At 41.8% G+C, this 25130-nt stretch carries 21 protein-coding genes and 2 CRISPR repeat arrays; of the genes, 18 read left to right on the top strand and 3 right to left on the bottom strand.

The annotated features are described in order from the left end of the window. The first annotated feature begins 604 nt into the window (after positions 1 to 604). On the top strand, positions 605 to 1426 hold the full coding sequence (locus tag FC43_RS07255; protein WP_056955229.1) for a DUF4238 domain-containing protein: 822 nt from the start codon (positions 605 to 607) through the stop codon (positions 1424 to 1426). 43 nt (positions 1427 to 1469) lie between these two features. Here the strand turns inward: FC43_RS07255 and FC43_RS07250 are convergent, their stop codons facing one another. Continuing rightward, entirely contained in the window at positions 1470 to 2429 is a 960-nt protein-coding gene (locus FC43_RS07250; RefSeq protein ID WP_056955228.1) for an IS30 family transposase, read from the bottom strand. A 120-nt stretch (positions 2430 to 2549) separates the two neighbouring features. Between FC43_RS07250 and FC43_RS11610 the strand changes: the two genes are divergently transcribed. The 6 genes from FC43_RS11610 (at position 2550) to FC43_RS07220 (ending at position 6821) form a co-directional block, all read left to right on the top strand. Next, complete coding sequence (locus FC43_RS11610) at positions 2550 to 2729, top strand: DUF4238 domain-containing protein (protein WP_056955227.1); 180 nt, start codon at positions 2550 to 2552, stop codon at positions 2727 to 2729. Positions 2730 to 2865: 136 nt separating this feature from the next. Continuing rightward, entirely contained in the window at positions 2866 to 3564 is a 699-nt protein-coding gene (locus FC43_RS07240; protein ID WP_235807603.1) for an NAD-dependent epimerase/dehydratase family protein, read from the top strand. 486 nt (positions 3565 to 4050) lie between these two features. Continuing rightward, positions 4051 to 4791 (top strand): DUF5986 family protein, encoded by a 741-nt coding sequence (locus FC43_RS07235; RefSeq protein ID WP_056955225.1) that lies wholly within the window; start codon positions 4051 to 4053, stop codon positions 4789 to 4791. A gap of 2 nt (positions 4792 to 4793) precedes the next feature. Continuing rightward, positions 4794 to 5918 carry a helix-turn-helix domain-containing protein gene (locus FC43_RS07230; protein WP_056955224.1) on the top strand — a complete coding sequence of 375 codons (1125 nt, stop codon included), beginning with the start codon at positions 4794 to 4796 and terminating at the stop codon, positions 5916 to 5918. A 182-nt stretch (positions 5919 to 6100) separates the two neighbouring features. Further along, positions 6101 to 6361, top strand: a complete 261-nt coding sequence (locus tag FC43_RS07225) for a hypothetical protein (RefSeq protein WP_056955223.1) — start codon at positions 6101 to 6103, stop codon at positions 6359 to 6361. Continuing rightward, on the top strand, positions 6351 to 6821 hold the full coding sequence (locus FC43_RS07220; protein WP_056955222.1) for a DUF2335 domain-containing protein: 471 nt from the start codon (positions 6351 to 6353) through the stop codon (positions 6819 to 6821). The genes FC43_RS07225 and FC43_RS07220 overlap by 11 nt, the downstream gene beginning before the upstream one ends. Before the next feature lie 418 nt (positions 6822 to 7239). Here the strand turns inward: FC43_RS07220 and FC43_RS07210 are convergent, their stop codons facing one another. Further along, positions 7240 to 8412, bottom strand: a complete 1173-nt coding sequence (locus tag FC43_RS07210) for a helix-turn-helix domain-containing protein (RefSeq protein ID WP_056955220.1) — start codon at positions 8410 to 8412, stop codon at positions 7240 to 7242. 145 nt (positions 8413 to 8557) lie between these two features. Between FC43_RS07210 and FC43_RS07205 the strand changes: the two genes are divergently transcribed. Both FC43_RS07205 and FC43_RS07200 read left to right on the top strand, forming a co-directional pair. Next, the gene (locus FC43_RS07205; RefSeq protein ID WP_056955219.1) at positions 8558 to 10564 is read left to right on the top strand and encodes a right-handed parallel beta-helix repeat-containing protein; all 2007 of its coding nucleotides are present in this window, start codon (positions 8558 to 8560) and stop codon (positions 10562 to 10564) included. A 39-nt stretch (positions 10565 to 10603) separates the two neighbouring features. Then, positions 10604 to 11845 (top strand): MFS transporter, encoded by a 1242-nt coding sequence (locus FC43_RS07200; protein ID WP_056955218.1) that lies wholly within the window; start codon positions 10604 to 10606, stop codon positions 11843 to 11845. Between the two features lie 265 nt (positions 11846 to 12110). Here the strand turns inward: FC43_RS07200 and FC43_RS11105 are convergent, their stop codons facing one another. Then, complete coding sequence (locus FC43_RS11105; protein ID WP_155818236.1) at positions 12111 to 12266, bottom strand: hypothetical protein; 156 nt, start codon at positions 12264 to 12266, stop codon at positions 12111 to 12113. 563 nt (positions 12267 to 12829) lie between these two features. Further along, positions 12830 to 13286: direct repeats of the CRISPR family, unit length 35 nt; unit sequence GTCGCATCCGGATCTTCGGGTGCGCGGATTGAAAT. 211 nt (positions 13287 to 13497) lie between these two features. Between FC43_RS11105 and FC43_RS07195 the strand changes: the two genes are divergently transcribed. The 9 genes from FC43_RS07195 (at position 13498) to cas2 (ending at position 24157) form a co-directional block, all read left to right on the top strand. After that, the gene (locus tag FC43_RS07195; RefSeq protein WP_019205540.1) at positions 13498 to 13926 is read left to right on the top strand and encodes a helix-turn-helix domain-containing protein; all 429 of its coding nucleotides are present in this window, start codon (positions 13498 to 13500) and stop codon (positions 13924 to 13926) included. Then, entirely contained in the window at positions 13913 to 14566 is a 654-nt protein-coding gene (locus FC43_RS07190) for a Fic/DOC family protein (protein ID WP_056955217.1), read from the top strand. The genes FC43_RS07195 and FC43_RS07190 overlap by 14 nt, the downstream gene beginning before the upstream one ends. Before the next feature lie 1646 nt (positions 14567 to 16212). Beyond that, entirely contained in the window at positions 16213 to 18696 is a 2484-nt protein-coding gene (locus FC43_RS07185; protein WP_056955216.1) for a CRISPR-associated helicase/endonuclease Cas3, read from the top strand. Positions 18697 to 18711: 15 nt separating this feature from the next. Next, complete coding sequence (cas5c, locus tag FC43_RS07180) at positions 18712 to 19452, top strand: type I-C CRISPR-associated protein Cas5c (protein WP_019205536.1); 741 nt, start codon at positions 18712 to 18714, stop codon at positions 19450 to 19452. Then, on the top strand, positions 19439 to 21307 hold the full coding sequence (gene cas8c, locus FC43_RS07175) for a type I-C CRISPR-associated protein Cas8c/Csd1 (RefSeq protein ID WP_019205535.1): 1869 nt from the start codon (positions 19439 to 19441) through the stop codon (positions 21305 to 21307). The genes cas5c and cas8c overlap by 14 nt, the downstream gene beginning before the upstream one ends. Beyond that, positions 21307 to 22167, top strand: a complete 861-nt coding sequence (gene cas7c / locus FC43_RS07170; RefSeq protein WP_019205534.1) for a type I-C CRISPR-associated protein Cas7/Csd2 — start codon at positions 21307 to 21309, stop codon at positions 22165 to 22167. Before cas8c ends, cas7c begins: the two co-directional genes overlap by 1 nt. 2 nt (positions 22168 to 22169) lie before the next feature. Next, a complete protein-coding gene (gene cas4, locus FC43_RS07165; protein ID WP_019205533.1) occupies positions 22170 to 22826 on the top strand; it encodes a CRISPR-associated protein Cas4 in 657 nt (218 codons plus the stop codon). After that, entirely contained in the window at positions 22823 to 23854 is a 1032-nt protein-coding gene (gene cas1c, locus FC43_RS07160; protein ID WP_019205532.1) for a type I-C CRISPR-associated endonuclease Cas1c, read from the top strand. Before cas4 ends, cas1c begins: the two co-directional genes overlap by 4 nt. 9 nt (positions 23855 to 23863) lie before the next feature. Next, the gene (cas2, locus tag FC43_RS07155; RefSeq protein WP_420865142.1) at positions 23864 to 24157 is read left to right on the top strand and encodes a CRISPR-associated endonuclease Cas2; all 294 of its coding nucleotides are present in this window, start codon (positions 23864 to 23866) and stop codon (positions 24155 to 24157) included. 155 nt (positions 24158 to 24312) lie between these two features. Next, positions 24313 to 25037: direct repeats of the CRISPR family, unit length 34 nt; unit sequence ATCGCACTCTGTAATGGAGTGCGTGGATTGAAAT. Between the last annotated feature and the right edge of the window lie 93 nt (positions 25038 to 25130).

Raw genomic sequence — 25130 nt, 5'->3', positions numbered from 1 at the left:
ACCCCGTTATGGGTTATTTTTTTAAATTGTGTTGCACTTGAATTGTAAACTCTCAATATACAAAAAAAGAAAAAGAAACAGACTATACCATTAGGATTGATGTATATAAATCCATTAGAGACGTCATCTGCTTATTATGATAAAACGCTTTGCAAAGGATCAGATTTTTCGTGTGAACAAATCAAGGTAAAAGATGTTATCTCTAATTGTAGTTTCTACCTAAATTTTACAATAGACAAAGAGAATGAAAATGTATATTTAACGGTTTCAAGATATAAAAAACCAATCTTTGCATACCGATATAGTGCAATTTACGAAGAAAGTGTAGAAATTAGAAAAAATAACATGAATTAAAAGTGACGGGTGCTTAGAATATTTATTGTCTGCCTGTACCTGGACTGAAAATCCAGTCTGGGAGGCGTATTTACCTATTTACCGTGGGCGCCTAAACCCCAATAGAAACTAACAGCGCTCCGAAAGTCCTTTTTCGAGGATACTTCGGAGCGCTGTTTCATTCCAGACGGTTCGGTTACGCAGTGCTTACAATTGAAGAGAACTATGGTACCTTTTAATGAGTAACTTTGAATAATTTGGAGGATAAATAGTGGGATCAAAGCCTAAAAATCAACACTATGTCCCAAGAGTTTATTTCAAACCTTGGAGGAATGAAAACAAAAAAATATGGATTGCTAATAAAAACTGTAAGAATAAGATAGATGAAAGAAAGGAAGAAAAAATATTATCATCAAGAAATCTATATACTATTAATTTTGATCAAAAACTTGTAATTAAGAATTGTGAGGAGATCAAAAAGGAATTTGTTCGCCAGATTAGCAACTTGATGGATAGCAGGAACGTATATGCTAAATATCATGACAGAAAAATAAAAACTTTAAATCAAATTGAGAGTGACTTAAATACTGTTGAACAGTGGGACTTTTTTAAAAAAGATTCCAACTTAGAAGCCAACCGATCTAAAATAATAGAAGATATAAAAAAATTAACAAGTTTTTACCTTGAAGGAAAATTTAGTGATTGTTTTGAAAATCATTGGAGTAAAAAGAGAAATGAATTTATTAAATTTTGTGAGACACGGCATGACGAGATAATTAATGGTAATTTGGTTAAGCGCAGTCAAGTTGAATCTGTGATTAAGTTTGCTTTATCAATGTGGATGAGAAATAATAAATCAATTCTAAAAGAAAAAGTAAGGGCCAAAGCACTTGAATACCTTGAAGTAGACGGACTAGCAGAAGTAATAAATACGGAAAAAGAGGCAGATGACTTTGCTAAGCAATATTGGTTAAGAGAACTATATAATATGTTAACTAACGAAAAAGGATGTTATCATTATTTTTTGGAATTATTTGATATTTATGATTTACAAATTACATTATTCATAGCGGGAAAAATTGTTCTTTTATAACTTCAGACAATCCTTTTTTTATTACCCGAAATGTCAATTTAAGTTAGAAAAAAAGTAGTTGCTCATCAGTGACATACTTCATGAATACCTCGTAAGGTGTTTGATAGCCCAATGACTTGCGAGGAATGTTGTTCCGGTAGCTCATTATTTGAGCAACCTCTTCATCAGCTAGGTGGCGGAGATCGCGACCTTTGTGGAGTCCATCGCGCCGCAGAAGGCCGTTGTTGTTCTCGTTTAACCCCCGTTGGTTAGGTGCCCCCACCTCGGCAAAGTAGGTCTGGAGGTCAAATTGGTTGGCAATTGCTCGCCAGTCAGCGAACTCCTTCCCATTGTCGAAGGTAATCGACTTGAAGAAGTGGGGTGGAAACTTTGCCAGCCATTCCTGTAAGTGCTGGGTCACACTGGTGGCCGTCTTACTATGGACGTTAAGAATCACTTCGACTTTGGAAGTCCGTTCGACCAAAGTCATAACGGCGCCCTGATGTCCTTTGCCCTGGACGGTGTCGGCTTCAAGGTGGCCGAATTCACGGTTAAAGTTGGGAAAGTCGATAGCCCGTTGGTGAATACTTTGGCCAAGTTGACCGGCCTTCCCCCGCCGTTCTACGTAACCATTGGGGCGACGTTTGCCTTTCATCGGCAAAGTCCGCACATCAAAGGTACCCCGCTCAAAAAGGCGGTAAAGCGTCCGCATACTACAGCTGAGTGGCCGTTCAGCGCGTCCCATAATTGTGTCTGGCGTCCAGCCTTGAGCCACTTTGGCTTTGATATAAGTTACCTCATCAGTGGGCACTTGAATGGCCTTCCGACCGCAATGAGCCTTGTTTTTACGATAGTGTTGGTAATATTCTTGGAGCGTGTGGCCGGCGGCCAGAAAGCGATAAACTCGGTAGACGGTTTCTAAGCTCCGGTGCAAAAGTTTGGCAGCTCGGTAGGCTTTTACTCCTTGGTCACGAAAATTAGCGATCATCGTTAGTTCGTCTATGGTAAGATGATGGTAGGTCATTTGTGGTGTCCTTTCTTTTGATGTATGGGTATTCAAAAGTCTACCACAAATGGCTTTTTATTTTTCTAACTTAATTTTACAAACCGCGTTATCGAAAGATCATTAGATGATAAGAAAGGAATGTATTTTCCTGTTGATCCCAAGCATTTAATTTTTATAACGGGAAATAGTGGTAATGTATCAACAACATCCGAAAAAATTTTCTTGAGGATGAAAATGATTAATTCAGAGAAAGTTGGAGAAATAAATATGTTAGTGAAAAGTAATGCCAACAAATATGTTGTTTATTCGGAAGTATGAAATTACAATTGTTTTATATTCTTCATTGCTTTGTAGAATGTGATATGTCACTGAAACTTGTTATCGCTGAGTTGGGCCTACTGGTAAGATTAATTACATTATGTACGTCAGGATGCTGCAGGTTTCAAACAGATGATTGCCGATCTGGATGACCTTGTTGGTGACCGATGAAGTCTTGCAGGCGGCCTTGGCCAATCAAGTCGAGGCGATGGTCTACTTATCTTCAATGGAAGTTTATGGACAACCGAAGGCGACGTGTCAAACGACTGAGGAAGATCTTGGCTACGTGGATCTGACCAACGTCCGCTCCTCGTATCCGGAAGGTAAGCGCATGAGTGAGTTGTTGTGTAATTCCTATGCTGAGCAGTACGGCTTGCGGGTCGTGACGGCCCGTCTGGCCCAGGTTTTTGGCGCCGGGGTTTTGCCGGGAGAAAATCGGGTCTTTGCCCAGTTCGCCCGCAGCGCAATGCAAGGTGAGGATATTGTCTTGCATACCACCGGCCAGTCGGAAGGCAATTACGTCTATGCCATGGATGCAGTTAAGGCGATCCTGCTCTTGCTGCAAAAGGGGGAAGCTAAGCAGGCCTACAATGTTGCTAATGAGGCCAGCCATCTGACGATTAAGGCAATGGCTGAAATGGTGCAGCAAGAATTTGGTGCCCCGGATGCAAAGGTGGTCATCGATATTCCAAAGGAAAACATGGGTTATGCCCCGGACGTTAAGCTCTGGCTGAGCAGCCAAAAGCTCCAACGTCTCGGCTGGCGGCCTACGGTCGGCTTAAAGGAAAGCTACGCGCGGTTGATCCAGTGGTTGAAAGAGCAAGCAAGTGAATAGGATGCGGCAAGCGGCCACTACGAGCTTAGATTCGTGGTGGCCGCTTTAGTGCATTAGTGATGGGTGGTAGAAAGCGTTAGCTTATTTGGGAAGCTTTCAACACCAATGGAGCAGGTCGAAGCTAATGCCATTTGGTATACCTTCATTCAGACGGCTAAGTTAACCGCCTTAAGGTACGTGAGTGCTTAGAATATCTCCTATCAGTCTTTGCATGGACTGATAGACTAGTCTGGTATCAAGGGCAAGGGCGGTTTAGGAATGAGCAGATGATTTGCCTTTACTTTTGATCACATGGGAGTGATAGCTGGGCAGCCTAGAGTACCTCTTCTGGGTATTGGAGGTGATGAAGCTGTTTAATAAGTAGTAAGAGATGCTATAGTTGTTAGATATTTGATTTTTTGGCCTCATTATAATATAATAGCCGTAAATAAGATCGCTGATTAGATAAATATCAAAAATCGTCAACCAAGAAAGGCAGTGAAAATTATGAATAATATTGAGTTGCTCAGTTTCTTGAATCATCAAATCGTTACTTTAGCCAAGAAGTCGATGTCAATCCTTACATCAGATATTCTAGCAGACTATAGGGCCTTGGTTGGTGGAAAGCCAGTTGGGGATACATATGATAAAGGTGTTCGGACTTCGGTATGGGACACAAGATATAATGATTTTGTTAATGGTGCTGATGTATATGGATATGGTACAGTGAAAATTGACCGCAATATTTGGGCGGTTCCGGTTGTCTATGATGCCGCTTCAAGGGCCCTATATGTTTTAAGCAGCACTAAAAATTTGCGTGCGGTAATCAGCAATTGGGATAAGGGGAGACGGACCCACTACCTTCATTTACTAACTGCAGTGTCGAAAGATCGCGATAACCAGCAGCTATCACTTTTTGAGGATGATATGACTGAGGATAGTGAGCGCTTTGAAAAAGCTCAAGCTATATTGGGAGAATTGATTCAGGAAGCTGAGCATGTGGTGGTAATTCATTACGATTATGTTGGCGATAACGCATTCAATGGGACAATTTCGCTACTGGATCGTGAAGCACACATTGCGGCGTCAATTTCAGTGGATGATTATCTGGACGATGATGAGGCAAAGAAGTTGAGTTCGATGACTCCAGTGGATGTAGAAGCGAATGCATCACAAGAGGTGGCCAAGCCATCGTTGGTTGCTTGGCGCGGAAAAAAGAAGCCATCGGATGGTGGAAAAGGTGAATAATAATGGCAATGAAGATAAACGGTCAGCGTTTGCGGGAAGCAAGGGCCTTTCGGGGCTTGACCATTACTCAGTTGGCTGAGAAAGTTGGCGTTTCTAAGCAGATGATTTCGCGGTACGAACATGACCGTTCAAACATCAGTTTAGAAACCTTCATGAAGATAATCGAGAAACTTCATTTCCCAATGAATTTTTTCACGGGTGAGGCAAAGTTTGTATACACCAATGAGGGAACTTTTTATCGTAGTAGACTTACTTCAACCCAAATTGAAAAGAAGCCCAGTGAAACGTATAAACAAGCCGCAGCAATTTTACGGGACTACTTTGAACAGTATATTGACTTTCCAATGCTAGATTTGATTGATGAAGTAGATTCTCCTGAAGAGGCGGCATATAAGTTACGCAATCTTTGGCAACTGGGGAATTTGCCAATTGATAATATGGTTGAAGTTCTAGAATCACACGGCATTACGGTTGTTAATACAAATATGGAAGCAAAAAAAGTTGATGCGGTTGGTGGGTATGCCAAAATAAATCGTAATCGATATTATGTTGTAATTAATAACTTTACCGAAGGAAGCTATTACCGTACACAGTTCAGCTTGGCTCATGAGTTGGGACACTACATTTACCATGCGAATCCAGATAGTGACAATATTGCCGAATATCGAGAAATGGAGAAGGAAGCGGATCGATTTGCTTCTTCTTTTTTGTTGCCACACGATGCCTTTATGGAGACTTTAAAGAGTATTGATGTGATGGATTTAAATGCTTATGTTCCGCTAAAGGAGCAATGGAATGTTTCAATTGCAGCTATGCTTTCGCGTGCGAGAAAACTTAGAGTGATTGATGATAACCAATATCAAAGGCTACAAAAATCAATTAGCTATCATCGATGGCGTAAGCATGAACCTGGCGATGATAAGAAACCAGCAATGCCAACGATGCTTCATGATTCGTTTAGATTAATGCAACAGCATATGAATACCACAGCGTCTGAGTTAGCACAGAAGATCGCTGAAGAATATGGCTATGATTACCCTAAAGAACTGTTGGCTTGCCTTTTGGGAATTGACATTAGCGAATTTAACGAGAAAGGTTCTTTACTAAAATTCCGCGTTGATGATTGAAAACAATAGACAAAAGGTTAGTAAAAAGATGAATAAGGGAAATATAAACTTCAACCAGGGAATATGAAATTACTAAGTTAGGACATTGACAAGAATAGACAATGCAGTTCATTTCGACATGTTGATTACTTTACTAACGGGAATAATCGTGTAAAATGAAGTTGCAAAGGAGGCAATTAAGTATGATATTGAGAACGTTTATGAATGCCTTAATTAAGGTGGTAAGTTTCGTTGTTAACTTTTTTAACGGTGCTGCTCGAAATATCAAACAGCTTCTACTCGCTTTATTTAAGCCTGAGAAAAAATTTAAAGCTTCATACATTAGGGAATCTTTAAACGAGATTAAGGCTCTAACTGCAAAAGACGATTGGCTTAATATTCAAAATGATTATCGACGCATTGGCAAAGACCTGCACAAGGCACTAAACGCATATGAAGGATAAGCTACAAAAGAATTCTCAGGATGAAGTTAGCCCTGACTTAGACAACATTTTATCTAAGGATGGTAAAGATTTATCTAAACAGGATGAAAATAAATTAGTGGCGATGAAGCAAGAAATTTTTAAAGGGCCATTGCCACATCCTAGCATCCTTAAGGGATATGAAGAAATTGACCCAGGTTCTGCTCACAAAATTATAGAAAGTGGCTTAGCTGAATCGAGAGATCGGCGAGAGTTGCAAAGAAGAACCTTTGAAGCGATTAAGGAAGAACGCAAGCGTCGTGATTGGATGGGATATTCCATCGGATTTTTCATTGTTGCGATCGGAGCTTTATTGGTTTATACAGGGCATGCGGTTTATGGATCTATTTTTTCGGGTGTCTCTGCGATTGCGATGGTTAGTCTGTTCTTAGGCCAGAGCAATGAAGAGCCTGAGAAAAAAGATAAAGATAAAACCAAGTAATCTTAAGGTCAGCCGATGTTGAAATCAGAAAGCTTCATTTTCTAGCGATGGTGGAAGGAAAGAAGAATACGCCAAATAGCACATGGCGCTGACAAGATGGCTTGTTGGTACCATTTATTCATGCAATTGGTTTATGATGGCTAAAACTGAAGCTGGGGCTGAAGCTAATGCCATTTGGTATACCTTCATTCAAATGGCTAAGTTAAACCAGTTCCAAGGTACGCGAGTACTTAGAATATCTCCTATCAGCCTTCGCATGGACTGAGAAGCCCGTCTGGGAGGCTTATTTACCATGGGCTCCAGAAATTCATAGACGTAAATAGCGCTCAGAAGTTGTCCTTCCTTCAAGGGTACTTCTGAGTGCTATTCTGTTAAAGACAGTTCGTTATGCCGTGCTTACGGAGTATTATTGATAATCTCAGTTCATGAACTTTTGAATACTCCAATCTTGTAGTAATAAAGGATCTTCACGGAATTGATTGGGGGTAGTCCCTGTGTAACGTTTGAAAGTGTTGGTGAAATATGCCTGATCTGAAAAGCCCAATTCATTTCCAATATCAAAAATTGTCTTATCTGTTGCTGTTAAAAGGGTTAGGGCCCGATTTATTTTTGACAGCATTTTAAATTGGGAAAATGACACGCCAATTTCCTTTTTAAACAAGCTGGAAAAATAATTTTGTGACATATTGACTCGCGCTGCGATTTCTTTCATCGTTTCATTAGCACATGGGTTGGTCAGTAATTCGTGGTAAGCTCTCACGACAGCTGGAGAAGCTTGTAATACCCGATATTTTTGAATCTGGCTACTTAAATCAATCAACTCATTTTCAATACAATTGACAACATCATTAAAGGTTTCTTGCTTTTCTAAATAATATACATAACGATCGTTAAGGCTATAGGCGATTTCGAAATCCATACCATGTCTTAATGCAACGCGGATGTTTGTAGAGATAGCGATAATCCCAAAGTTAAGAATATTCCTTAACGGTCCCTTGTCAGCAAGAACGCCGATTCTGCCAGATTGGTATAGTGATGCAAGGGATTTCTTTATGCTGGAAGCATCGGCGCTGACAATTGCTCTATTTAGTTCTTGTTCAAAAGCATAATTAATATGGGCGCCGTGATTTGAAACGCGAACGTAAGCGTCATTAACAAGCTCAAACGCAGAGCTTTTTCGATGTTTGAATTGGCGGCGGAGCTTTTTGTAACGATAGTATCTGTGCGCGAGGTAAAGAATGAGTTGAATCTTACCATAAAGTTCGTCATAGCTCAGAAAAGGAACGTGTAAATTTCTGATAGATATTAATTGGTTAGAGCGAAAATCGATCTCTTGTCCTAAGGGGTTGCTGTTCAATGCTACGGGACCGATTAGATAATGAGTATTTTTAAGGTGCAATTGCACGATGACTAATCTTTTGGTTTGATCACTTAAAAGAGTCAGTAATTTGTTAGACTTATTTTCCTTAAAGATTTGTTCAATATTGATTGAATTCTTAAGATATTGATAGTTTAAGACTTGACAATGGTGCGCGCTGAATATTGCACAAGGGAGTTTGCTTATTTTTAAATAATTATGTAACTGATTCATTGATTTGAGCTCCTTAGATTATCACAAAAAAGCGTATTATTTTGCAAGACAGCATTCTTTACTAATTATACAATACAAAACGTAAGCGTTTACAAAAAATGAGTTTTAGTAATTACAGGCTTTTGTTTTAAGGAGATGCCACTTTATGAAGATATACGTTGATGCCAATGCTCCTTTTGATGGGACGGGAACAGCCGAACGCCCATATAAGCTAATTAACGAAGCAGCTCAAGTCGCAATGCCGGGTGACGAAGTCTTAGTTTACCCAGGTATTTATCGTGAAAATGTAAATCCGATCCACTCTGGGGAAAAAGATGCCCGAATTACTTATCGAAGTGTAGAGCCTTTACAAGCTATTATTACTGGTGCTGAAACGGTAAAGAGCTGGAAAAAATATAAAGATAATGTTTGGCTGGTGCGGATCAACAATTCCGTGTTTGGTTCATACAATCCATATACTACCTTTGTCGTAGGTGACTGGTACTTTGGTCCCGTTAATAAGCACACTGGTGCAGTGTACATGAACAACATTCATTTCTATGAAACGGAATCCCTTGATGAATGTTTGCGTGGCGAGGTTTACGCCCGTTCTTGGGATCAAGCTAACTCTGTTTATAAGTGGTACACGGAACAAGACAAAGAGCGGAACGAAACGGTTATTTATGCTAACTTCCAAGGCAAAAATCCGAATAAAGAAGATGTTGATATTAATGTTCGACGGGAATGCTTCTGGCCCCAAGCAACTAACGTCAACTATATTACCTTTTCGGGCTTTACCGTAAACAAGGCGGCGACTACTTGGGCACCCCCGGCAGCTTTCCAAGACGGGATGGTTGGTCCGCACTGGGCTAAGGGGTGGATCATTGAAGACTGTGACATTAGCTTGAGTCGGTGTGCTGGTATTTCACTCGGTAAGTACAAAGATCCTAACAACGACCATTACTTTACTTATAAGCACGTTAAAAGTCCTACTCAAATGGAACGTGAAGCTGTTTGTCGGGGGCAATACGACGGTTGGCTAAAGGAAAATATTGGTCACCACATTATCCGTCGTTGCAATATTCATGACTGTGAGCAAGATGGTATTGTTGGTCGGCAAGGTGGGGTCTTCAGCCTTATTGAAGATAACCATATTCACCACATTAATAACATGCAAGAATTAGCCGGAGCTGAGATTGCGGGGATCAAGATGCATGCTGCAATCGATGTTACTTACCGGCGGAATCACTTTGATCACTGCACTATGGGGTTGTGGTGTGATTGGGAAGCACAGGGAACCAGAATTACGCAAAACCTGTTTGACCACAACTACGCTCCTGCTGGAACGGCCCACCGGCTTGAAGGGGCAATGGAAAGCCAAGATATTTGGGTGGAAGTTAGTCATGGACCAACATTGATTGACAACAACCTGCTGCTTTCAAAAGACTCACTTAAGATTCCAACCCAAGGTCTTGCAGTCGTCAATAATTTGATTCTGGGTTCGTTTACCCTTGTTGGCTCCGGAACTGACTACCCAGGTAAGGGGAAAGTTGTTCCACGTTACACTCCATATCATATTCCTCACCGAACCGAAGTTGCTGGTTTTGCCACCATTCTGCATGGAGACGACCGTTTCTACAACAACATTTTTGTTCAAAAATGGCTGCCGGAAAAAGATCCTGAAGCCAATGAAGAAGTTGGGACCTTTGTCTTTGATGATTACCCAACCTATGATGAATGGTATCAGCCATTCAAAAACTTAGAAGGTACCTATGCTCAACAAAATGATATGGCAGATTTACAACCTTATCACTTTGGTCACTTACCGGTTTGGGCGAGCGGAAATGTTTACCTGAATGGTGCTAAGGCATGGAAAAAAGAAACCAATAATCTTATTAACACGACCGATCGTGTAGAAGTTGAACTTGCAGAAAAAGACGGCAAGCCAGTCTTAAAGACCAATCTTTATGATTTGATTGGTGAATTTAAGAATAACATTATTGACACAAACGTCCTTGGCAAGGCCTTTGAACCAGAGCAACGCTTCGAAGCTCCTGATGGCAGCGAAATTCAAATTAGCGAAGACTACTTTGGTAATCATCGTGGCGTTTCAACAATTCCAGGTCCATTTGCATCTAAGGAAAATGCAGAAAAGACGCTTTGGAAAGACTGAAATGATACTATCTTGCTAACGGACATAGGGTGATAAAATATGAACGCAAATACTAACGAGGCAAGTAAGCAAAAGTTTCCCTACCGCTTAGGCTTTGGTTTGCTGTTTGGACTGCTTGGGTGGCTGGTCCCTTATTTGGGAGTTAACTCAACCTTGCTTCCTGCTAAGATTCAGCAAATTGCACCTGGGCAAAAAGTTCAAATTGTTGCAACATTAGCAACGATTGCTATGATCGTGGCGACGATTGCTAATATTATTGAAGGCGCGCTTTCAGATCGAACGGTTAGTCGGATCGGGAAACGGAATCCATGGATTATTTTGGGCTTAATCACCACCTTGATAACGTTTCTTTGCCTAACGAAGGTGACAACGGTTCGTGGCATCATCATAAACTGGTCGCTATTTCAAGTTGCGCTTAACATGATGGTTGCACCGATAGTCGCTTTCATTGCAGACAAGGCCCCCAAGAAATATCGTGGTGGGGTATCGGCTTTTTATGGTATTGGGATGAACATTGGGACGCCAGTTGGGACGATGATCGCTTCACGTTACATTACCAATATTAACGCCGGGATATATTTCTTTATGGTCTTTGAAGTGATCTTTACCCTTATCGGTATTTTTCTTGTAGGGGATGGTAGCAACAAGGGTGAAAGTGTTAAAAAACTGCATGGCGCAGAGTTGTTAGAAGCTTTCATTTTCCCAATTCATGGTGATATTCGAGACTTTTATCTAGCAGTTTTTGGTAAATTGTTGTTTGTTTCCGCTCAATTTGTTATTACTGGGTATCAACTATACATTTTCGTTGACTATATGAAGCAGTCTTCAGTAACTGCCGCACATAGTCTGTCAATAATGTCTACGATCTTGCTGGTCACGGGTGTTACCTTTGCGGCGATCAGCGGGCCGTTGGCGGATCGCTTCCATAGTTTAAAGTTGTTGGTTGCTGTTTCAACGGTTGTTATGGGACTGGGGGTAGCTGCACCGGCGATTGATCCGGCTCCGTGGACAATGTTTGTTTATGCAGCCCTTAGTGGTTGCGCAATGGGGATGTACAACTCGGTTGACCAAGCATTAAATGTTGCTGTCCTTCCTAATCCAGATAATTCAGCTAAGGATTTAGGGATTGTCAATCTGGCTAATTCATTGGGGCAAGTTTTTGGTCCGATCGTTGCGGCTTCAATTATTGGAGCCGCTGGTTACCGAATGATGTTTCCGGCAGCCGGCATTATGTGTTTTGTCGGCGCTGCGTTAATCATGATGATCAAGAAAGTACGTTAATTAAATTTTGACACTTATTAGATAACTAACTTATTAAAACAGAAACAACCCATAATCATTAAATCGGATGCTTTAATGATTGTGGGTTGCTTTTTATCGACTGAAATTAAGGGTTAGGAAAGAATATGTCAAGGGCGGTTTAAAATTGTCGTAAAATGGCGGAATAAAATTGTATGATTTTGGCGGCGGGAGAACGCACAAATGCCAGTTGCTGAGGCAACGATTAAGCATGAGTTGAGAGCCGTCTCAGCAAAAGATTGTTACGTTAAGAATGGATTGATGTCGTGCTTGCGGAATCAATCGTATCTATCCATTCGTTAAAGTCAGCTAGGTCGCCAATTAAGTGTGTTTGCCCCAGTTCCGCTTCTTCTCTTGCTTCGATGGCTGCGGGGGTATCCAAAAAGTCATAAGTATTCTGCAATGGCAAGGCCTCACTTAACGTTTCCTTAGGGAGTCAAGCAGGTTGTGGCCACCGACAGTGACTATTACCTGAAGGCTTTGATCAATGAAGTGTTGGCAGCTCGACTTGCCGGCGATGAGGTTAGCCACCAAATAATCGTGTACGACTGTTCAGCTGGCAAAATTCGACTATGCTGGCAATTGTTTCAAGAGGCGGTAGTGGATATTTTGACGATATAACAAACGCTGTGAACCGACGCTATTACCAGCTGTATGATCGGTTGGATGATTCTGAGCGGGATTAGTGGCTAGTACTGGTTGAGAGGTTGGGAAGATCAATTGAGGACATTGCTTGATTAATTTCAAATTGGACAGTACAGTAACGGTAAAGCAGTTTTGCTATGATCCTTGGAACTGAATTGTTGGCGTAGGAAAGCGTGCGAACCGGAATTGCACATAAAAGTTACGGGGGTTTCGCACCAATTAATTCAGGTAGATGTCTTATTTGGAGACGCTTTGGCGAATTCGAAACACTTAGTTTTAGCCGTAAATCTTTGAAGTGGCTTTACCAGACCATTGTTTGCAGTCGCATCCGGATCTTCGGGTGCGCGGATTGAAATAAATCGTAGACGTGCTTAATGCTACCGTCATGGTCATGTCGCATCCGGATCTTCGGGTGCGCGGATTGAAATTCGATACTATCGCTAATATCATCAATTGCTTGGTTGTCGCATCCGGATCTTCGGGTGCGCGGATTGAAATAAACACAGAGCAATCGATTGACGGCAAGCTCAAGTCGCATCCGGATCTTCGGGTGCGCGGATTGAAATGCGTTAGCTTTGCCATGCCACTCACCTCCTTAAAAGTCGCATCCGGATCTTCGGGTGCGTGGATTGAAATGGGCACACTAACATGGTCGCTAAATGCCAAGGCTTGTCGCACCCGGATCATCGGGTGCGTGAATTGAAATGGCAGTCTCTGCACCGATATTAGCGTTGCTGGACAGCGTCGCATCCAGATCCTCGGGTGCGTGGATTGAAATGACGGGTGAACAATGATTACAGACACGCCTTTTATGGTTAGAAGGTTGAAGGAGATACTTACTAACTATGGTGTGTTATTAGGTGGCGTGACGTTTTCATCGGATAGAAATTGTTTTTTATCTGAAAGCAATTTCAAAAGCTCGTTTTAATATATGGGATGGTAATACGACATATGGTAAAATGATAGTGAGACAGAAAGAGGGTGGAAATATGATTTCGGTTGTTGACAATTATATGAAGAATAAAGGGATTACGATCACTGACATAGCGAAGGCTTCTGGGATTAGTATTTCAACGTTGAGTAATGCCTTTAAGAAGCCCGTTGCCAATTGGAGTATTCGCATTTTAAATGGTCTCGCTGCAACAACCTTTGATGATCCGGCCCAAGTCTTAACGGAATTACAACCGCGACCGTTTAAGTATGTGGTTGATGATGATAAGCAAACGATTCAAGGCTTTCATATTGAAGACCCACATTTGTTTTGGGTCGTCGAAGCTGCGGTGCACAATTCGGTAATGGAAGGTTGGCAGCCCACAAAAGCGGATATTATGGATACTTATCGGGTAATTACGGAACCTCAGCCAGAACTGGAACGGGATTTTAAGCAAATTTTTGGGGACGATCATGGTGATAAGTGATGATGCGCTAATTAAGCGCTTTAAATATGCTAATGGCACCCTAAAAAATAAATACCATGAAACGGATGCGGCAAAATTACGGTTTATTGAATATAAGGTTGTCAATCAACGTTTGGTTTGGTTGCTAAACCATCACGATCAACTAACCATTCAGTCGTTTTCAGAGTTGGTTAAGATTCATCAGTTCCTATTTACGCCAATCTATGCTTGGGCTGGTGAAGTGAGGGATTACGAATTATCGAAGGGTGACACAGAGTTTATGTTGTCGCCAGCGATCGCAAAGGGAATTGACCACGTTAATCACCTGTTGGCGCAAATAAACAAGCAAACTAAGCCAACCGCAATGGATTATGCACAATTGTTGGATAGTTTGAACTACCTTCATCCGTTTCGGGAAGGTAACGGACGTGCGACTAAGGCTTTTATCCAGCTATTAGCTGCGAATCATGGGCAGGAGTTACGCTTTAACCGCCAAGATGAATTAGTAATTAGGGCTTTGGCTGCGGCTGACTTGGCGGTGCTTGCTGATTTTATCCAGCTGAAACCGGTTGGTAGTAAGCAGGCGGTAATTCAAAAAATATCAGCGGAGTTGGAAAAGAAGGGACAACATTATCAAACCTATCGGCCGCCGCGCCGGTAAATGATCGCGAAAATAGTCAGAATTAGCCAATTCGACCGGCGTTTTGGAACTAAGATGTTGATAGCAGGCAACATGGAGTGGCAACGGAACACGCCACTTCATGTGGGAGTGAATCTGCACGTTAGCTGGGGTGGTATCAATCCTTGTGTTCCTTCTTAATTAACCTTTAAAGCTCGAATAAAGGAATCGTTAAAAGATCCTTTATTCGAGCTTTATTTTTTGAGATAATTAGTAACCGTTTACAACCTTGGTATGTTAGATTTAGGTTCACCAAGGAGAAATTGGATGACCTGCCTTTTACATCCAAAGCGCCATCATCTTTGCCTTTTAGCTTAATTCTTACCAGAAAAGTAATATTTTACAATAACATTTGCAATTACGCTGATTTGAGCAGCCACGGGTGCGTAAGCGAAAAGCACATCTAAAATCGTTTTGTGCATTTAAATCACCTCCTAACTTTGTTGTCTTTTACTATACAGAAGATCCCCGTTCTTTTCAACCGTTTTCTATAAAAGTAATAGAACTAAAATGAGATGGGATTTTGATAACCCGAAATATCGATTTGAGTTAGTGAGTTAGAAAGTAGTTCCTCATCAGTTAGATGACTAATTCATTTTGAAAAGCTAACTGTTTTGTTAAGCTCGTGTTGATTCGTAGGCTGATCTTGGCAAAGCGAGTGTGAATGCCAAATTGATTGGTAATATCGTTTGCTACAGTGAATTACCCTCCTATTGATCATAATTTTTATCTTCGATTGACATTTTGTAAGGGTTGTCACCGAGTCTTAAGAATTTTTGTCTTGGATGGTATCCGCTTTAAGATGACTGAATTCAGTAACGTAGTGTGGGAAGTCCTTAGTGAGGTTATGAATACTGTTTCTCAATTTTTCCATCTTCTCGCGGTGTTAATATAGCCATTTGGATGACTCTTGCCTCGAAACGCAGACATTGTGCCCATTCAAACATACGGTAAAGGGAGACCGTCGATTACAACTAATTGGGTGCTTTACGCAGCTAATAATGGTGCCAAGAGTCGGCTTTCCTCTTTGTATACGCGATTATAGGACCAGTGCCTACGTGTTTGGCTGTTTTTCGTATCATTCAGCAACGTAAGCCTCTGATTGCCAGATGATAATAGAACTGATAAACCATTTCGGCACTGCGATTAATCATTACGCCATCCGATAAGCTTTAAAATTTTGCACGAAAAAATGCGATGATTGGCAACTTGCTTGTGGTAGGATAAATATAAGCTATTTATGATTTTCCTTTTTTGCTTAGGGGTACTCAGGAAACTACCGCAAGTTGTTTTCTTTTTTAACTTAGTTTTACAAACGGCGTAAAATATATGCTCATAAATTTCATTTTTTTGAGAATACATGTTAAACTTAAGATCACGTCTATTATAGATGTGTGGATTGAAATTATTATTTTTAAGTGGTGGATAACAGTCGAACTTGAGAAGTCGTATAGTGTGTCTAGAAGAGACTAGCAATTATACGGCTTCTTTTATTTTAGTGTTACGATCATACATTCCGTGTTTTTTTAATTATCACCAAAAAATCGTTTGACTCAAAGCTCTAGAAAGCGATATCATTTAAACGTGGATTCGAATTAACGAAATTGTTAAGGGAAGGGGAATATAACGTGGAGTACATTGCTCATACAGCAACGGATCCCGCTAAGAAGGATCAACTATTGAAGGACCATCTTCATCAAAGTCAAATGTTGGCGAAACGTTTTGCTACTGGTACCGGGTTGGAAACAACGGCGGGATTAATTGCCTTGCTACATGATGTTGGTAAATATAGTAATGAATTCCAAGATTATATTCATAAGGCCAAACAAGACCCAAAGTCCGTTAAACGCGGTAGCGTAGATCACGCAACGGCCGGTGGCCAAATTTTAATGGAAGTCTTCAAAGATTATCCTAATTTTGGACAATTCATTAGCAACGTTCTTATTTCGCATCACAATACATTAGGTGTGAAAGACTATCTTTTGCCAAATAATTATAAGTACTCACAGTTTTCAGTACGTTGCTCACCATTTTTGCTGCGTATTAAAGAAACGAAAAATGATTTAAAACTTATTAAAGAGCGTTTCTATAATGAGGTTATGGACGAAACGTCTTTTCAGAGGCTGATTGCTAAAGCAACGGTAGAGCTACGCCAATATTTTGGGAAAGTATTAGGGATCGTTAAGAAACTTAACGTTGATATACCTAAGCGGTATGAAGAATATCGACGAATAATCTTTTTTACACAAAAAACATTGAGCAGTATTTTAATAGATGCTGATCGTACCAATACGATGGAGTTTGAAGAGGGAAAACCTGCGCTTTTAGAGGAGCGATCCCAACTATTTGTGGATTACCGTACCAAATTGTTAGCACGATTACGTGCTTTCGGTGAACCAACCACGAAACTTAATAAATTACGGAATCAGTTAAGTGATCAATGTGATGCTTTCGCTGAACGCGGAGACGGAATCTACACTCTTTCGAGCCCAACGGGGGCAGGGAAAACCATTGCTAGTTTGCGTTATGCTTTACATGAGGCGGTTAAAACTAATAAGCGCCATATCATTTATATAATCCCTTATACAAGTATCATTGAGCAAAACAGTCAGGTTTTTCGAGAGCTGTTGAATGGTAATCTTGACGATGATACTAGTATTTTAGAGTTTCACTCTAATGTTACTGATAGAGTTAAGGCGTCCAACGAGGAGAAAAATGAAAAAGAGGCGAAGGAACTGGATCACCTGGACCTAGCGGAAAGTAGTTGGGATAGTCCGATCATTATAACAACCATGGTACAGTTCCAAAATGCAATTTTTGCCAAGGGGACCCGTAATGCACGGCGTTTTCATAATTTGCTTAATTCAGTGTTGGTATTTGATGAAATCCAAAATATCCCTCCTAAGACTATTAAGATGTTTAACGCGGTAATTAATTATCTAGCGACGTTTGGTAACAGTGATATTTTGTTATGTACGGCAACCCAACCTTCCTTAGAGGGGGTAACGGATGGAATTAGATTTAGTAAAAACCCAGAGATAATTTCCAACTTAGCAGAAACCTCTAAACAATTTCGTCGCGTTAAAATAGTTAACAAATCTGAGAAGCCTGCGTCATGTGCTGAGCTAGTCGAACTACTCCAAAGGGTTTATACGAAGACAAGCTCAGTCCTTGCAATATTTAACACTAAAAAAGCGGCTCGTAAAGTTTATGAAGGATTACAATCTTTGCCAGGAGCGTACCATTTATCAACTAGCATGTGTGCGGCTCATCGAAAGAAGACATTAGCTGAGATCAAACAGCGGTTAAAAGAGGGCCAACCGACGATTTGCATTAGTACACAACTAATTGAAGCTGGAGTAGATATCAGTTTTAAAGCGGTGGTTCGTTCTTTGGCTGGGGTAGACTCCATTTTCCAAGCTGCTGGGCGGTGCAATAGGAATGGTGAGTTGCCAATTGGCAAAGTTTACTTAGTTCAACCAGAACCCGAAATAGAAAATTTGAAAAATTTAGATGAAATCGCAATCGCTCGAAATGTAACAAAAGACATTTTAGATGAACTAGGACAGGATGCGACGGAATTACTAAATCCAACTTGGGTAAAACATTATTTTGATGAATACTATCGCGAGCGAATACCTTATCTTGATTATCCGTGTGATGAGGGTCTCCAAAGATTGAAATTATATGAGCTGTTAACTGGGAAGAAAGTTCTGGATACTTTAACGCCAAACCTGAGGAAATCGATAATATGGGCGTCTGATGCTGAAACAATTGCCCGTCACTTTGAAGTGATTGAAGGCGATACTATAGGGGTTATGGTCCCATATCAGGACGGTAAAACTTTGATTGAAGATTTTAATGGCGACAGAGCGAAACTACGCTTACGTGATTTGAAAGCGATGTTTCATCGAGCTCAACCTTACTTGATAAATGCTTATCGTGACAATTTAGATGATTTAATTAAAAATGGGATCGTCGTACCGCTGCCTCTGTTATCAACTTCTGAAATGTTTATCTATGCGGTTACTGATGAACGGTATTATGATCCTAAACTAGGGTTAATCACGACCCCAACCGAATCGTTGACGGTGGACAAGTATATCTTATGAAAGGGGGAACTATTTGTGAAAAAAGAAACGACTACTTTCTCATTTACAGTGAGTGGTGATTATGCTTTATTTACGGATCCGATTACCAAGTTGGGAGGCGAGAAGTTTTCCTATCAAGTTCCAACGTATCAGGCGTTAAAAGGAATTGCGGAGAGTATTTATTGGAAACCGACGATTGTAATATATATCGATAAGGTCCGAATCATGAAACCAATTGAAGAAGAAACCAAGGCAATTCGTTTGTTGAAGTATAATGATACTCGGACGCCGGATTTAGCTCATTATACTTATCTTCGCGATGTAGAATATCAAGTTCTAGCTCATTTTGAATTTAATTTAAATCGTCCGGATCTCGCTCGGGATCGAAATATTAACAAGCATTTGGCAATCATGAAGCGTTCAATTAAACGGGGTGGGCGACGTGATATTTTTCTGGGGACTAGAGAATGTCAAGGCTACGTAGAACCCTGTGAGTTTGGTGTTGGCAAAGGCTATTATGATCAACGAGATCAAACCTTCGGAATTATGGAGCACGGTATTAACTATCCAGATGAAACAGGTCACGACCAACTTGCAATTCGACTGTGGAATGCCAAAATGACGGGAGGAATTATTTCCTTTCCGCGTCCCGAAGAATGTTCGATCGTTCGGCCGTTGCATGACTTATCGGCCAAAGATTTTACGATGACAACTATTCGTGGCGTGGAGGAAGAATATGCTGCGTTGTTTGGGGGTGTATCTGATGACTTGGATTAATGACTTAATTGAGATTTACGATCGAAATAAGGATTGGGTCGGTAAACCTAAGCCGATAAGATTATCGAATCCGTCTAAAGAAATTTCCGAACAAAATGCTTACTTGTTGCCATTGTCTCATACAACCGTAAAAGCCCAGTATGAAGTTACTGTAGATGAAGCTGGGGAATTGGTTAGAGCGGATGCACTTGGCCCACGGGGAAAAACGACTATAATTCCAGCGACGATCGATGCCAACTCCCGAACTAGTAAAGCGGTACCTTATCCAGTTCATGATAAGTTTCAGTATGTGGCTCGTGACTATCAAGATTATGTTTCATTGAAAACTGCACAAAATGACGCTTACCATAGTTATTTGCAGCAATTGAGGGATTTTGTTGATTCACCGGATGGTCAGGAGTTTAGGCCAGTTTATCAGTATCTGAAACATCATGATCTAATTCATGACCTAATTGAACAAGGAACTTTTACCGCAGCTGGAATTAAAAGTGAGCGACCTGAAAAAAAGGATTTGGCGGTATTTGTACGTTTTCGAGTAGCGAGAAGAAAACCATTTTGGAATGATCCAATAGCCTTTAATAATTGGGATCATTATTACCAAGAGCATCTAAACCAGGATGAAACTCACGGCCTTAGCTACGTGACCGGTATGTTTAACCAAGTATTAACAAATCGCCATCCGGGGGCAATTCGATATCCCGGTGATAAGGCTAAACTCATTTCTAGCAATGATTCGCAGAATTACACATACCGAGGACGCTTTTTGACACCAGATGAAGTAGTTGGATTAAGTTACTGTGACTCACAAAAAGCTCATTTGGCGCTTAAGTGGTTGATCGAACTCCAAAGCATCAATATTGATGGTCGCATTTTTTTGATTTGGGGTGTTGAAGAAAGTGTCACAATTGAAGATCTATATTTTGGGCTTGGTGAATACGAATCTGGTGATCCAAACGAACCGAATACTAATTTAGGTTTGGCAACTGAATTTAAGAAATCCTTTTGGAAAGGTAAAGAGATTCAAGCTCATGATCAGGTGTACGTAATGGAACTGGATGCTGCGACCCCCGGCCGTTTAGGGATTCTTAACTATCGTTCGATGGATGTTCAGACTTATTTTAATCGGATTATTGATTGGTATGAGGGGATGCGACTGACTCGCTACTATCAACAGTCAGATCATGCTTGGAACCCATCACTCAAACAGTTAATTGAATCAGTCTATGGTACAAAGGGCAGCGATAAGATCCGTAAAAGTGCCCTGTCGCGGGTGATCCAAGCGATGTTTGATGGGCGAGAACTACCCAAAGATATGCAGCGTCAACTGTACATCCGGGCTAGTCATCCAACAAGTTTTAAAGCGGATAGTTCTCCAAATTGGCAAACGGTTTGCCTAACTACGGCGGCCGTTTGGAAACACAAAGCGAAAGGAAGATTTAAGATGGGATTAGATCGACAGGAAACAGATCGTAGCTACTTGTTTGGTCGGCTTTTAGCTGTTGCTGATATTGTAGAACAAGGCGTGTTAGATGCTAAAGAAAAAGAAGGAGGCCAAACGTCGGCTGATCACATGCGGGGTAGTAAACGTCGGCTTACTAATGCGCGACGTTACATGTCCACATTCTCACAACGACCGGTAACGACGTGGAAACATATTTACCAACAATTACAGAAGGCGTATTTACCGCAAAGCAAGTTTCAATTTAAAGCCCAAAAGGAGTTTGATCAAATCATGGAGTTGCTGGACAGTGACAAGTATGTTGACCAGCCACTCGATGGCACGTTCTTATTAGGGTTCAGTCACCAACGCAACGCTTGGTTCAAGAAAGCCACTGAAAGCGAGGAGGAAAAATAATGAGTTTAGAACACAAGATTGACTTTAAAGTTGTGATTTCAGTTAAGGATGCCAACCCGAACGGGGACCCGCTGAACGGGAACCGGCCACGTCAAACAATGGAAGGTTACGGAGAAATTTCCGATGTTGCAATCAAGCGGAAGTTACGGAACGCGCTGCAGGACCAGGGGCAAAAGATTTTTGTGCAGTCCGATGACCGGGCAACGGATGGTTTTAAGAGCTTGAAAGACCGTGCTGGAGCAATCGATGGGTTAAAAGAAGCGCAAAAGAAGAAGGATACGGCAGCTTACGCGCGGATTGCGTGCCAAGAATGGTTTGATGTGCGGGCCTTTGGGTCAGTCTTTGCCTTTAAGAAAGGGGCGGGTAGCGGACTTTCGGTTGGGGTTCGTGGTCCGGTCTCGATTCAAATGGCTAAGTCGATCACCCCGATTGAAATCAATGAAATGCAAATCACGAAGTCGGTTAACTCTGAACCTGGTGACAAGAAGTCCTCAGACACGATGGGGATGAAATTTACCGTTAACTATGGGGTTTACGTCTTTAACGGGAGTATCAGCCCCCAATTAGCAGAAAAGACGGGCTTTTCGGCAGAAGACGCCGAAGCCTTGCACCAAGCACTGATTCACATGTTTGATAATGATTCTTCAGCCGCTCGACCAGCCGGTTCGATGGAAGTATTAAAGGTTTACTGGTGGGAACACAACAGTAAAGCTGGTCAACACTCACCAGCTCAAATGCACCGTTCGATCAAGGTCTTGTCCAAGACTGGCGACCAGGTTATGCGCAGTGTTGCTGATGTTGAGTTTGATGAATTCCATAAATATAATGATGTCGATGTTGAAATTTATTCCGGGTTGTAATCATGGAATACGCTGAGGACGACTTTCTCTGGGTTTCTGGCATTCAGCACTTTGTCTTTTGCCGTCGGCAGTGGGCTTTAATTCAAAACGAGGCTCAGTGGCAAGATAATGAGCTGACGTTGGCCGGCCAAGCTTTGCACCAAAAGGCTGACCAACCTGAACTGAAGGAATCGCGGGGAAACAAATTGATTGTGCGTGCCATGCCAATTCATTCGCGCGAACTGGGCTTGGTCGGGATTTGTGATGTGGTGGAAATGATCAAGGATCCCGCTGGAACGACCTTACATGGACATGCGGGCAAGTATCGGCCGGTGCCAGTTGAATACAAACATGGGCAACCGAAAGCCGATCTGTCGGATAAGTTGCAACTCTTAGCGGAAGCATGGTGCTTAGAAGAGATGCTGGGGATCAAGATTGCCAGTGGTGAGCTGTATTATCTTAAGACAAAGCGGCGGGAACACGTTACTTTCGATGAGCCCTTGCGGGACCGTTTAAAAGGAGTTTGCAATGAGATGCACCAACTTTGGCAGCGTCGTTATGTACCACGGGTCAAAGTAAACGCGCGTTGCAACCGTTGCTCGCTAAAGGATATTTGTCTGCCCGAAATGTTAAAGCGGGAATCAGTAGCGACGTACCTTAAGAGGATGTTGGCAGAATGAAACGATTATTAAATACGTTGTACGTAACCGAGCCGGATCTTTATTTGGCGGCTGATGGCAATAATGTCGAGATCTTGAAAAATCATGAACGGGTGAAACGAATCCCGCTGGTAAATTTAGAAGCGATTGTTACCTTTGGACACCAGGGGATCAGTCCTAACTTGCTGGAAAAGTGCCTATACAACAATATTCCGGTTACTTTTCTTTCGATGCGTGGAAATTTTAAAGGCCGCATCATCGGCAAGCAGAATGGCAACGTTCTGCTTCGGCGCAAACAGTATCGCATTGCGGATGATGAAGCAGCAGCGACCGAAATTGCACGGAATTTCATCTTTGGGAAAGTTTATAACCAACGTTGGCTGTTAGAGCGCGCGATACGGGATCACGCTCTCAAAATTGACGTACCACAAGTAAAAGCTGTCTCAACTGAGCTAAATGGTCAGTTAGAAAATTTATTAGCCTGTACGGATCTGGAAACGCTCCTTGGTTTAGAAGGTAACTTGGCTAAGCGGTATTTTACCGTTTTTGACCAGTTGATTTTACAAGATCAGGCTGATTTTCCCTTTCATGGACGGAATCGCCGCCCACCACTTGATCGTGTCAACGCGATGCTTTCATTCGCATATACACTGTTGAAAAATGAATGTGTAACGGCTTTAGAGAGTAACGGCTTGGATTCTTACGTGGGCTTTTTCCACCAAGATCGGCCTGGCCGTACATCGTTGGCCTTGGACTTAATGGAAGAGTTGCGTGGGGCCGTTGCGGAACGCACCGTTTTAACAATGATTAATCGCCAACAAATCAAGGCGAGCGATTTCATCATTAAAGAAGATGGGTCGGTATTGTTAACCGATGATGGGCGGCGGACCTTTTTGCGCAATTGGCAGGAACGCAAGAGTGTCAAAATTGTCCACCCTTACTTAAAAGAAAAGATTGAATGGGGCTTAGTGCCTTTTGTTCAGGCCAAACTGCTGACTGCCTATCTTCGTGGTGATTTAGATATGTATCCGCCGTTTTTATGGAAGTAGGAGGGATCAATGATGATGGTGGTAGTAGCCTACGATGTAAAAACCAGTGATCCCCAGGGGGCACGCCGTTTACGACGGGTGGCTAAGCAATGCTTAAATTATGGGCAACGCGCGCAAAATTCCGTCTTTGAGTGTTTAATTGATGAAACAAATTTCCAAAAACTTAAATTAGAACTGTTGGCAATTATTGATGAGGAGCAGGACAGCTTGCGCTTTTATCGACTTGGTAACCATTATCAAGGTAAAATTGAGGTATACGGAGCAAAGCAAACCTTGGCTCTAGATGAGCCGTTGATTATTTGAGACTTGGTGCGAACCCTTAGTGCACATGTTCTCCCTAGGGGGTTCGCACCGATAAACAGCGCAAGAGTGTCTTCTTTCAAGACGTTCGTTCTGCGCTTTATGTATTTTTTAGTCGCAAGATGTGGATTTTGGGGTCCAAAACACCATATCTTGCGATCGCACTCTGTAATGGAGTGCGTGGATTGAAATGTTTTGACGAACGACTTGCTGGCTGACACGGCTGAAGATCGCACTCTGTAATGGAGTGCGTGGATTGAAATACCATTCTGCTGCTGCGGTCAGGAATGGCCACGATCGCACTCTGTAATGGAGTGCGTGGATTGAAATGTTAATTAAGAAATTCGTGTACGTTGACCAGCCGGTCGATCGCACTCTGTAATGGAGTGCGTGGATTGAAATAAATTTCGGTGTGCGTTTCGTCCGTGAGCTGGACATCGCACTCTGTAATGGAGTGCGTGGATTGAAATGCCGAAGAAACTAGCTAGTCCTTGCCACACGCCTAATCGCACTCTGTAATGGAGTGCGTGGATTGAAATTGTTTAACGTCCACTACCGCTAACGGACAAGTCTAATATCGCACTCTGTAATGGAGTGCGTGGATTGAAATGACCAATTAATACTCACATGGAATTAGATTAACATCGCACTCTGTAATGGAGTGCGTGGATTGAAATGCGCCTTTGGCCTACGACGCCGCGAAAGCTTCTCATCGCACTCTGTAATGGAGTGCGTGGATTGAAATACTTACGATCTAAGTTTAAACCAATCAATGAATTGGATCGCACTCTGTAATGGAGTGCGTGGATTGAAATTACCACTCGCGGGAGTGGCAAGCGGTACGGCAGCATCGCACTCTGTAATGGAGTGCGTGGATTGAAATATGCGGTACTGGCAAAAACGGTACCAGTGTTGCCCCCATTGATATGCTCCCTTTTAGGTGGAGAAACGAATTATGTAAAATTCGATCTCACCT

The sequence above is a fragment of the Limosilactobacillus ingluviei DSM 15946 genome, from assembly GCF_001435775.1.
GTDB lineage: Bacteria > Bacillota > Bacilli > Lactobacillales > Lactobacillaceae > Limosilactobacillus > Limosilactobacillus ingluviei.
The sequence above is the reverse complement of the archived record's forward strand: the minus strand, read 5'-3'. Positions and strand labels throughout refer to the sequence as shown.